General features: G+C 70.8%; 8 protein-coding genes. 4 read left to right on the top strand and 4 right to left on the bottom strand.

The window, feature by feature from the left end:
* Positions 1 to 61: 61 nt before the first annotated feature.
* Positions 62 to 1,864: a BTAD domain-containing putative transcriptional regulator gene (locus ACIHCQ_RS12810; protein WP_399661122.1), complete on the top strand. Its 1,803-nt coding sequence runs from the start codon at positions 62 to 64 to the stop codon at positions 1,862 to 1,864.
* A gap of 144 nt (positions 1,865 to 2,008) precedes the next feature.
* Here the strand turns inward: ACIHCQ_RS12810 and ACIHCQ_RS12815 are convergent, their stop codons facing one another.
* From ACIHCQ_RS12815 to ACIHCQ_RS12825, 3 genes are all read right to left on the bottom strand, one after another.
* Positions 2,009 to 4,573, bottom strand: a complete 2,565-nt coding sequence (locus tag ACIHCQ_RS12815; RefSeq protein WP_399661124.1) for an FtsX-like permease family protein — start codon at positions 4,571 to 4,573, stop codon at positions 2,009 to 2,011.
* Positions 4,573 to 5,349 carry an ABC transporter ATP-binding protein gene (locus tag ACIHCQ_RS12820; protein ID WP_399661126.1) on the bottom strand — a complete coding sequence of 259 codons (777 nt, stop codon included), beginning with the start codon at positions 5,347 to 5,349 and terminating at the stop codon, positions 4,573 to 4,575. Before ACIHCQ_RS12820 ends, ACIHCQ_RS12815 begins: the two co-directional genes overlap by 1 nt.
* Before the next feature lie 239 nt (positions 5,350 to 5,588).
* Positions 5,589 to 8,576 carry a BTAD domain-containing putative transcriptional regulator gene (locus ACIHCQ_RS12825; protein ID WP_399661128.1) on the bottom strand — a complete coding sequence of 996 codons (2,988 nt, stop codon included), beginning with the start codon at positions 8,574 to 8,576 and terminating at the stop codon, positions 5,589 to 5,591.
* Positions 8,577 to 8,647: 71 nt separating this feature from the next.
* Here ACIHCQ_RS12825 and ACIHCQ_RS12830 point away from each other — a divergent pair, with 71 nt between their 5' ends.
* Positions 8,648 to 8,998: a hypothetical protein gene (locus tag ACIHCQ_RS12830; protein WP_399661130.1), complete on the top strand. Its 351-nt coding sequence runs from the start codon at positions 8,648 to 8,650 to the stop codon at positions 8,996 to 8,998.
* A gap of 39 nt (positions 8,999 to 9,037) precedes the next feature.
* Here ACIHCQ_RS12830 and ACIHCQ_RS12835 read toward each other — a convergent pair whose 3' ends face one another.
* The gene (locus ACIHCQ_RS12835; protein ID WP_399661132.1) at positions 9,038 to 9,535 is read right to left on the bottom strand and encodes an HAD domain-containing protein; all 498 of its coding nucleotides are present in this window, start codon (positions 9,533 to 9,535) and stop codon (positions 9,038 to 9,040) included.
* A gap of 182 nt (positions 9,536 to 9,717) precedes the next feature.
* Between ACIHCQ_RS12835 and ACIHCQ_RS12840 the strand changes: the two genes are divergently transcribed.
* Complete coding sequence (locus tag ACIHCQ_RS12840; protein ID WP_399661134.1) at positions 9,718 to 10,698, top strand: SDR family NAD(P)-dependent oxidoreductase; 981 nt, start codon at positions 9,718 to 9,720, stop codon at positions 10,696 to 10,698.
* Between the two features lie 232 nt (positions 10,699 to 10,930).
* Positions 10,931 to 11,110, top strand: coding sequence for a hypothetical protein (locus ACIHCQ_RS12845; protein ID WP_399661136.1), 180 nt, complete (start codon positions 10,931 to 10,933; stop codon positions 11,108 to 11,110).
* Positions 11,111 to 11,115: the final 5 nt, after the last annotated feature.

Consider the following 11,115-nt stretch of genomic DNA (forward strand, 5'->3'; position numbering starts at 1 on the left):
TAAAGCCCCTGCCTACCTTCTGAGTCCATGCAGGACGCTCACATCAGAAAGGGGGTGCCGCATGGACTTCCGGATTCTCGGGCCGGTGGAGGCGCGGCGGGGCGGAGAACGGATCGCCCTGTCCGGTTCCAAACTGCACACGGTCCTCGCGGCGATGTTGCTGGCCAGAGGGCGCCTCGTCGCCGACGCCAGGCTCCGTACGTTGCTGTGGGGGTGGAACCCGCCCGTCACAGCCGGCGCTCAGATCTATACGTACATGTCCCGGCTGCGTAAGCATCTGGGTGACGAGGTCGAGATCGTCCGGCGCCCGCCCGGCTATGTGCTGCGGGCCCCCGGTGCGCGTATCGACGTCGTGGAGTTCGTGCGCCTCGACCGGCTCGGCCGCGACGCACTGCGTGAGCACCGCTACGCCGAGGCGCAGGCCCTGCTCACCGAGGCGTTGAGCTGGTGGCGCGGATCCGCCCTGTCGAATGTCACGGAGTTCCTGCTGGAGGCCGAGCTGCCGCGGATGGAGGAGGCGCGGATGTTCGCGCTGGAGAACCGGATCGAGGCCGATCTCGCCCTCGGCGGGCATGAGCAGGTGACCGCCGAGCTGACCGGGCTTGTCGCGGAGTTCCCCGTACGGGAGCGGCTGCGCGCCCAGTTGATGACCGCGCTGTACCGGTGCGGGCGGCAGGCCGACGCCCTGCAGACGTACTACGAGGGGCGGCGGGTGCTCGTCGAGCGGCTCGGGGTCGACCCCGGTGAGACGCTCGGCGCGACCTACCAGGCCGTGCTCGGCGGCGGGTTGGCCCTACAGGAGCCCGCGGTCCAGGCCGTACAGCCGGCGGCCGACGCTCCCGCCATGCTGCCCGCCGCCGACGGGGAGTTCATCGGGCGGGAGGACGAACTGGCCGTGCTGACGGACCGGCTCGCCCTGCCGACCGGGAAGCCCCGGCGGCTGCTGATCACCGGTATGGCCGGCATCGGCAAGACCGCGCTCGCGGTCCGGGCCGCGGAGAGTAGTGCGCGGCACTTCCCCGACGGGCAGCTCTTCGCCGAGCTGTGCCACCCCGACGGCACCCCCAAGGACCCCGGCCAGGTGCTGGTGCGGCTGTTGCGCGCGCTCGGTGAGCCGGAGCCCGGACGCGGCGGGGCGCTCGTCGCCGACCGGGAGGAGCTGGTGCGGCTCTTCCGCACCCGGACCGCCGGCAAGCGGCTGCTGGTGGTGCTGGACAACGCCGCAGGCGATCTTCAGCTCGCGCCGCTGCTGCCCGCCGGGTCCGAGTCGGCCGTGCTCATCACCAGCCAGGCCAGGCTGGTGCGGGTGGCCGGGGCCGACACGGTGGCGCTGGCCCCGCTGGACGACGACGAGGCGCTGGGGGTGCTCGCCGCCGCGGCGGGCCAGGAGCGGCTGACGGCCGATCCCGACGCCGCCGACGACCTGGTGGCGTACTGCGGCGGGCTGCCGCTCGCCCTGGCCGTCACCGGCGCCAGGCTGGCGTCCCGGCCGCACTGGCCGGCGGCCCGGCTGGCGAACCGGCTCGCGGACCCGGCGGGCAGGCTCGCCGAGCTGTCCTTCGGCGACCTCGATGTGGCCGGGGCGCTGCTGCCCTCGGTGCACCGGCTGGCGCCCGAGGGGCGGAGCGTACTGGTGGCGCTGGCGGGCACCGGCACCGACCCGTTCTCCGCGCGGGACGCGGCGACACGGCTCGCGCTGTCGGAGGACGACGCCGAACGGGCCCTGGAGTCGCTGGTGGACGCCGCGCTGCTGGACCTGTCCGGCCTGGACCCGCAGGGGCTGCCGCTGTACCGGTGCCACGAACTGGTGCTTCTGTACGCGGCGTCGGCGGGCACGCACGACAACGCCGGAGCGGTCCGGTGAATCATCCGGTGAGTGATCCGGTGAGCGTCCACAAGCCGAAGGGCGGGTCCTTCGGCCGTTGACGCGCTACAACGCTTGAGGGGCGTACGGGAGTCTCCCGTACGCCCCTCAAGCGAACCCGCCGCTACTCGCCGCTACTCGCCGCTACTCGCCCGAGCTGATCACATCCGCGGGACGGCCGCCCAGCGCGACCCGGCCCGGGATCACCGTGGCCAGCACCGCCAGCACCGCCGCGAAGCCGATCACACCCGCGTACATCACCGGGTCGACCGAGATCGATGACGAGCCCGTCATGCCGATGGCGAAGGCCGTGAGCGTGGCGACCGAGATGGCGCTGCCCAGTACCACGGCGACCAGGATCACCAGCGCCGATTCGATCCGCAGCATCGACTTCACCTGGCGGCGGGTCGTGCCGATGAGCCGCAACAGCGCGAACTCACGGGTCCGGTCCGTCACCGACATGGCCAGTGTGTTGACCACGGCGATCGCGGTGAACGCGATGATCAGGGCCATGGCCAGGTAGTTGACCTCGGCGTTGGACTGCTGTGCCTCGGCCGCCAGGTCGTCCACCTGATCGCGGTCGAGGACCGCGATGCCGGGGAAGCCCTTGACGGCGGCGGCCAGCTGTTCCCGTCCCGCCCTGCCGTCGCCCGCCGTCTTGACGAGTACGGAGGAGGCGAGCGGGTTGTCGACGTGCCGCGAGACCAGGGCGTGCGACATGGTCAGGTCGCCGAAGCCGAGACCGCGTTCGTAGACGGCGACGACCTTCAGGGTGACGGGGGTGCCGTCGCCGAGAGTCAGCTTGAGTTCGTCGCCCGGCTTCTTGCCGAGGCTGTCGGCCGATACGTCGCTGAGCGCCACGCTCTGGTCGCCGAAGCCCTTGATCGTGCCTCGGGAGACGTCCGGGTCGAAGTTCGTGGTCAGGCCCTGCGGTGTCAGCCCCTGTGCGGGGTACTTCTCCAGGCCGACGCGGACCGTGGTGCGTACGACCTCGGTGACCTCCGTGACTCCGGGGACCTGCCGCAGCGCGGCAGTGGCCTCGCCGGGGACGCCCGGTCCGCTCGAACCGACCACCCAGTCCGCCTTGTTTCCGTCCTTGGCCTGCGCCTTGGCGGCGTCGCCCATCGTGGTCTGCACAAACAGAACCGTGCAGGTCATGCCGATGAGCAGGACGAGCGGGGTGACCGCGGCGGCCATCCGCTTGGCGTTGGCGCGGGCGTTGGCCGCGGCGAGGTGGCCCCCGACGCGCGAGAAGCGCAGCGGGACGCCGAGGATCGCGACCGCGACCCGGGAGATGACCGGGCCGAGCAGCGAGACCGCGACGGCCAGGACGATGACGGCCAGGAAGGTCACGGGCGACGACGCCGGCTCGGTACGGAGGAAGCCGAGCAGCACCAGAAGCCCGACACCGACGCCGAGGACGGCCACGCCGGCCAGGATCCGGCCCCAGGCGAAGTGGCGCTGTTCCATGGCCGCCTCGGAGAGCGCCTCGGCCGGGCGGATCCTGGCCGTGCGCCGGCCGGAGATACGGGCCGCGGCCCACGCGCCCAGCAGAGAGGCGCCGATGGCGGCGAAGAACGGGACGACGCCGTACGTCAGTTCCAGGGTGTTCGGGATCGCCTTGAGGTCGATGAACTCGCTGTGCAGCCAGTACCCGAGAGGCAGTCCGGCGATCGAGCCGCCCACGCCCGCGAGCGCGCCGATGATCAGGGCCTCGCAGCCGATGAGCCGGCGGACCTGCTTGGGGGTCGCGGCGATGGCGCGCAGCAGGGCGAGTTCGCGGTAGCGCTGCTGGATGGAGAGGGCGAAGGTGGAAACGACGACAAGGATGGCGACGAGCAGGGACGTACCGCCCATGGCGCCGCCGATGGAGACCAGCTTGATCCTGGCCTTGCCGGCGTCCAGGAACTCGACCGGGCCGCGCTCGCCGCCGGTCGCGACCTTGTACGGGGTGCCGTTCAGGGCCTCCTTCACCTGTCCGGACAGATCCTTGGTGGAGACGCCCGGCTTGGGCAGTACGCCGACCGCGGCGACCAGGCCCTCGCGGTCCGCGAGGGCCTGGGCCTCCTCGTCGGAGAAGAACAGCGCCGTCTGCTGCTTCAGATCGCCGCCCTTGGCCGCGGCGATGCCGGTGACCTTGTACGTGGCGGGGGCGCCGGTCGACTGGATGACGAGCTCGCTGCCGGGCTTGAGCCCGGCGCGGTCCGCGAGTTCACGGTCGACGACGACCTCGTCGCCGCTCTTGGGCGCGGTGCCCGCGGTGAGCGTGAAGGGGGTCAGGACGGCCGAGGTCCAGGCGTGCCCGTAGGACGGCTTGTCGTCGACGCCGGGCACGACCCGGCCGTCGGGAGAGACCGCGTACGCGGGGAAGGTGAGCTCGGGGACCGCCCGCTCGACGCCGGGGAGCCCGGCCAGTTTGCCGGTGGTCGCGGCCGGCAGCCAGACGCGCTCCGCCAGCGGCTTGGCCTTGTGCTTGGTCTTGGTCTTGCCCTTCTTCTTCTTGACGGTGGTCTGGTGGACGTTCTGGTCGCCGCCGACGATGACGGGAGAGGCCGCGTAGCGCTCGGTGCCGATGGTGCCGCGCAGCCCGGTCTCCAGGAGGATTCCGCAGGACGTGACCAGGGCGGCGGCGCAGAAGAGGGCGAGGAAGGCGCCGATGAAGCCGCCCTTCCTGGCCTTCAGGGTCTGCAGTGCGTAACGCAGCAGCATCAGGCCCACGCTCCCAGGTGTGTCATGCGCTCGGCGACACGGTCGGCGGTCGGGGCGTCCAGCCGGCCCGCGAGCCGTCCGTCGGCGAGGAACAGCACGGTGTCGGCGTAGGAGGCGGCGACCGGGTCGTGGGTGACCATGACGACGGTCTGGCCGGTGTCGGTCACGCAGGAGCGCAGCAGGGAGAGGATCTCCTTGGCGGTCACGGTGTCCAGGGCGCCGGTCGGCTCGTCGCCGAAGATGACGTCCGGCCGGGTGATCAGGGCGCGGGCGATGGCGACGCGCTGCTGCTGGCCGCCGGAGAGTTCGGCGGGGCGGTGGGCGGCGCGTCCGCCGAGGCCGACGCGGGTCAGGATCTCGTTCAGCCAGGCGTTGTCCAGCTTCTCGCCCGCCAGGCGCAGGGGCAGCTCCACGTTCTGGAGCACCGACAGCGAGGGGATGAGGTTGAAGGCCTGGAAGACGAAGCCGATGCGCTTGCGGCGCAACTTGGTCAGCGCCGTCTCATTCAGGTCGTTGAGCTGCGTGTCGCCTATGTAGGACGACCCCGTGGACGGCTGGTCGAGGCCCGCGGCGCAGTGCAGGAAGGTGGACTTGCCGGAGCCCGAAGGGCCCATCACGGCGGTGAAGGAACCTCGCTCGATGCTCACCGAGACCCCGTCGAGGGCGCGGACGCCGCGGCCGTTCTTGCCGTACACCTTGGTCACGTCGGCCAAGCGCAGGGCATGGCCCCGGGTGCCGGTGCTGTAGCCGTTGTCAGTCTGGGAACGACGGCTCATCTCGGTCATCACGTGCGACCAGTCCCTTCCATAGTGCGGTTCCGGGGGCAATGGCATCGAGATGAGCGTCCCCCACGTCTCTATAGCCGATCTACTTCCAGCCCGTCCGGCGTTTGAGGACCCTCCCCCACGCCCGCCAGGGCGTAGGGGGAGGGTCCGAGGGGTGAAGCCCCTTGGTTGAGGAAACGGGCGGGGTGGGGAACAGGCCCCGCGCAGCGGCCACGCCAACCACGGCCGCCTCACGCGTGCTCGGCTCCCAGGCTCTCCAACGCCCGCGCCGCCTTCTCCTGCCACGGCGGCGCGCCGATCCGGGTGAACAGCTCCTCCGCCGCCCGCAGTTCGCTGCGGGCCTCCCCGTCCCGCCCCAGGTCGCGCAGCAGTACGCCGAGCTGCAGGCGGTTCTCCCCCTCGAGCGCGGGGGCTCCCGCCAGCTGAGCCAGTGAGCGGCTTTCGACGAACAGCGCCTCGGCCGACTCGACCCCGCCGATTGCCGCCCTGGCCTGGCCCAGACCGAACAGCGCATGGGCGAGCCCGTGTGTGTCGGACTTCGCCCTGACCAGCCGCTCAACCCGCAGAAAGGTCTCTTCGGCTGCCTCGAACCGCTCCAGCGCGAGCTGCGCGTTGCCGACCCGGTACAGCGCCTGGGCCAGATTGCGGGAGGACCTCGGGCCCATCGACTCCGACACCCGCACCGAGTCCAGACCGAACGCGAGAGCCCCTTCCGCATCGCCCTGGCTCAGCGCCAACTGCGCCATGTTCTGCAGCGTTGACGCCTCCGACGAGATGTCGCCCGCCGCTCGGAAGATCGGCAGCGCCTCGGACAGACAGTCCTCGACCAGGTCCAGTTCGCCTTTCATGCGGTAGACGATCGACAGACTCCGCAGGCTCAGGGCCCGTCCGAGATCCTCGCCGACGGCCCGGAACAGCGTCAGCGACTCTTCGAGGAGCTCCGCCGCGGTATCCAGGGTGCGCAGCCGCAGCGCCGCCGTGCCCATGTGGTCCAGAACCACTGCCTGGCCCAGCAGATCGCCTGCGGACCGGGCGGCGGCCAGCGCCCGTTCGCAGCAGGTGTGCCAGTTGTCGACGTAATTACGCGTCTCGAAGAGCACGACCGAGGAGACGGTCAGGTCCCAGGCCAGCGCCGCCATGCCCAGCGCGGCGGACTGCTCGACCACCGCCACCAGGCACAGCCGCTCGGCCTCGAACCACTCCAGGGGGTCGGCCAGCAGTTCTTCCATGAACTCGGGGTCGAGGGGGCGGCGCTCCACATCGCTGTGGATGATGGAGAAGTGCCCGCCGTGTTCGCGCCGGTGGCCCTCCTCCGCGATCGTCAGCAGCGTACGGAACACCCGCTCGCAGGCGGCCCGCCGCTCCTCCGCCGAGTCCTCGTCCCTGGCCCGCTCCGCCGCGTACAGCCGCAGCAGGTTCTGGAACCGGTAGCGCAGCCGGCCGGTGGTGTCTGTGCCGACGACCTCCAGGAACTGCGCGTCCACCAGGTCCTCCACCAGCAGCTCCGCGTCGAGGACGTCCATGTCGAGCAGCGCCGCGCCGACCCAGGAGGTGAAGTCGGGTACGTCCAGCAGTCCCAGCCGCCGGTACAGTCGCGCCACGTCCCGGGACAGATACCGATAGCTGAGCTCGAACCCGGCCCGCACCTGCGAATCGCCCTGGCTCAGCTCGTCGAGTCTGCGCCGCTCGTCACTGAGCCGGACCACCAGGTGACGTAACGACCAGTGCGGCTTGGAGGCAAGCCGCGCGGCGGCGATACGCAGCGCGAGCGGCAGCCGGTCGCAGAGCTCGACCAGCCGGGCGGCATCGGCGCGGGCGGCGACGATCCGTTTCCTGCCCGCGATCTTCCCGACCAGCTCGATCGCCTCGTCCGGCGGCAGCACGCCCAGATGGATCCGGGCCTCCTGCGGCCAGGTCACCAGCTGCTCCAGCTGGTCGCGGCTGGTGATCAGCACACAGCTGCGTCCGCTGCCGGGCAGCAGCGGACGCAGCTGGGCGAAGGTGCGCACATTGTCGAGCACCATCAGTACGCGCCGGTCGGCGAGCAGACTGCGGTACATCGCGATCCGCTCCTCCAGTACGTCCGGGATCTGCGTGCCCGGCACGCCCAGGGACCGCAGAAAGCGGCTGAGCACATCGCTGACAGAGACAGGGGCGTGCTGCCCGTCGTAGCCACGCAGGTCGGCGAAGAGCCGCCCGTCGGGGAAGTCGTCGGCTGCCCGGTGCGCCCAGTGCACCGACAGACCGGACTTGCCGACGCCCGCGACTCCGGTGATCAGGCCGACGGTGGGCGTCTGCCGGCCGCCTTTCGCACCCGTCACCACCAGGCCGTCCAGCACGGCCAGTTCGCGCTCGCGACCCGTGAACCCCGGTACGTCCGGTGGTAGTTCGGACGGTACGACGACGACGTCCGGCAGCGGAGCGGCCACGGCCGCCGGCAGGGGGGCGGCAGCCGGGATGAGCGAGGGGTCGTCGCGCAGGATCAGATCGTGCAGCTCCTGCAGATCGGGCCCCGGCTCCAGACCGAGTTCCTCGATGAACTGCTCGCGGGCGTCGCGGTAGCACTCCATCGCTTCGGCGCGTCTGCCCGAACGGTACTGCGCGAGCATCAGATGGTGCCGGGTGCACTCGCGCAGGGGATGCTCGCGCACCACACTGCTCAGTTCGGGTACCAGCTCATAGTGCCGCCCCAGCGCGAGCTGTACGGCGGTCGAGTCGTCGTAGGCATTGAGCCGGTGCTCTCGCAGCCGGTTCGCCTCCTCCTCCACCACCCGACCGGAGACACCGGTGAGCGCGGGGCCGCGCCACAGTGCGAGCGCCCGCGTGTAGTGGCGGTCGGCGTCCTCCAGCCGCTGCTCCCTGGTCGCGAGCTCGGCCTGCGTGATCAGCTCGGTGAAGTCCACCGAGTCCACATAGTGGCCCTCGGTGTTGAGGAGATAGCCGGGGTGGGCGGTGACGATCGTGTCTTCGGTGGCTCCTTGCGCCTTGAATGCCTTACGCAGCGCGGCAATAACGATGGCGATCTGGGTGCGGGCGGTTGCGGGCGGCTTCCCGTTCCACACCTCGTGCACGAGTGTGTCCACCGATACGATCCGACCGGGATTGAGTAACAGCAGCGAGAGGGTTGTGCGCTGCCGGGCCCCGCCGACTGCGACTTTCCGGTCTCCTGAGGTCACCGTGAGCGGGCCGAGGATCCTGAAACAGAGCCGTTCCCCCATGAGGCCTCCCGTCGCCTTCCCCACCCCCGAGAAGATCGTGACTCAGGTTACCCGCCTGGGAGTTCGACGCCATGCCGCCCGTCGTCCGGCTCCGCGTCATGCCGGAGCCCTTCGCCCCGCCGGCCATGCCGCCCGTGATCGACTTCGCGCCGCTCATCGGCACGTACCGGCGCGAGGGCGTGGTCATCACCGTGACCGAGCGGGACGGTGCGGGGCATGCGGTGTACGAGTTCGTCGACGGCATGAAGGACTTCTCCGAGCCCCTGGAGATCGACCTGGTGCCGGTGACGGAGACGGTCTTCGCCGGTACGGGGGTGGGCGCGGCGTTCAGCGAGGACTACATGCCCGTGGTCTTCGCCACGCTGCAGGACGGCACGGGCTGCGTCTACATCGGCATGCGCTGCGGCCCCAAGATCGCGTAGCACGGCCGCGCCGCGCGGAGCCCGGGTTCGCCCGGGGCTTCACCAGCGGCCCAACCACTCGTCGAGGAGCCTGAAATCCGCGTCCGTGAGACCACAGCGGGGATCGACACGGTGGAGCAGAGCTCGCTCGCCACGACGAGCGGACACCCAGGCCCGATCCCTGTCAGTGATCTCATCGTCAACCCAGGCGAATACCCGCCCGGCCGACCAGTCGAGGAGTGCGCGGGTCTTCCAGTGCAGCCCCGCCCGCACATCTCGCTCTTCGTCCTCGGACGGCTCAGGCCACGTGACGACGGGCAGCTCCGGCAGCCCCAGTCGCGGCGCTACGCACTCGTTGGCATCCGCCATCCACGTCGTCGCCCAGACCAGGTCGCACGGAAGCGCGGCCAATCTGGGCCCATGCTCAGGGTTGATCCTCGCCAGAAGCGGGTTCGAGCCCGGATGCCCACCCACATGCTGGTGCGGCGCCGCCCCGAACGGGATGAGCGGTCCATCGACATCGAGGAAGAGCAGCGGACGCTCCGCGGAACCGGTCACCACCGCAAGATAGCCACCGATCGGAACGCACGGCACCCGCCCGACAGGCTCGCGGCGACCGGATCCGCGCCCTGACCCGTTTCGAGAACAGCGTGCTCCCGTGGTTCGGGCTGCCGCGCTCCGCGACGGGCTGACCTGCGCCCCTTGCGATAGAGCGCCCTCCAAGTCCTAGCGTCGGAGGCATGACGTACACAACGACCACAACGACACCCCAGCACAAGATCGGCTCCGGCTTCGGCGCCAGGAGCACCACGGAGGACGTCCTGCGCGGCACCGACCTGACCGGCAAGCTCGCCGTCGTCACCGGTGGCTATGTGGGTCTCGGTCTGGAGACCACCCGCGCGCTGGCCGGCGCCGGGGCCCGGGTCGTCGTCCCGGCCCGCAGGCGGGACGTCGCGGAGAAGGCGGTCGGCGGCATCGAGGGGGTCGAGGTGGACCAGCTGGACCTCGCCGACCTGGGCAGCGTCCGGGACTTCGCCGAGCGGTTCCTCGCCTCGGGCCGGGACATCGACATCGTCGTCAACAACGCCGGGATCATGGCCTGCCCCGAGACCCGGGTCGGCCCGGCAGGCTGGGAGGCCCAGTTCGCCACCAACCACCTGGGCCACTTCGCGCTCGTCAACCGCCTCTGGGCACCCATCGCGCGTGGCGGCGCCCGGGTCGTCTCCGTATCATCCCGGGGACACCACCTGTCGGACATCCGGTGGGACGACATCCACTTCGAGGGCGGTACGTACGACAAGTGGGCGGCGTACGGCCAGGCGAAGACCGCGAACGTGCTGTTCGCCGTCCACCTGGACGCGCTGGGCCGGGAGTCCGGAGTGCGGGCGTTCTCGTTGCATCCCGGTGAAATCCTCACCGAACTGGTCCGTCACACGCCCCGCGAGGAGATGATCGAGCGCGGCTGGATCGACGAGAACGGCAACGTGAGCGACAGCTTCAAGACACCTCAGCAGGGCGCGGCCACCCAGGTGTGGGCCGCCACCTCCCGGCAACTGGACGGCATGGGCGGCGTCTACTGCGAGGACTGCGACATCGCCGAGCCCGCCCCGCCCGGCGACGACGCCTGGGCAGGCGTACGCGCCTACGCGACCGACCCCGCGCAGGCTGCCCGCCTGTGGGCCGTCTCCGCCGGACTGACGGGCGTCAACGCGTTCCAGTGAGCTTTGTCCCGCGGCGGCCTCGGCACCGATCGGCGGCCCTCGGCACGAGTCGCGGCCCCGGCCCGTGGCCAGGGCCGGGGCCGCACTCCGCTCGGTACAGCCGTCTGTCAGCTTGCTGCGAGACCGTGGCAGCAAGCTGACACCCCTCCACCCCTTTTTGGCCGCCCCGCACTGGCATGGTCATTTTTGGCCGGAAGCCATCCGGTAAGGCGTTGAATTCAAGGGGGAAAGTGTGATCAGGAGTCTGCCGTGCAGTAAACCGTCCGTCCCGGCGCGTGTCGCTGCCTCGCTGGTGTTCGCCATCACCGCCATGGCACTTTCGGCCGGTGCCGCAGTGGCGTCCGCCGCCGAGGAATCTCCGTCTGGTTCGCAGCCCCTGCCGGTCCGCAAGCTGGTCAATGGCTGGGACTAGGCAGC

Origin of the sequence: Streptomyces sp. NPDC052236, from assembly GCF_044548015.1 — a bacterium.
Lineage (GTDB): Bacteria > Actinomycetota > Actinomycetes > Streptomycetales > Streptomycetaceae > Streptomyces.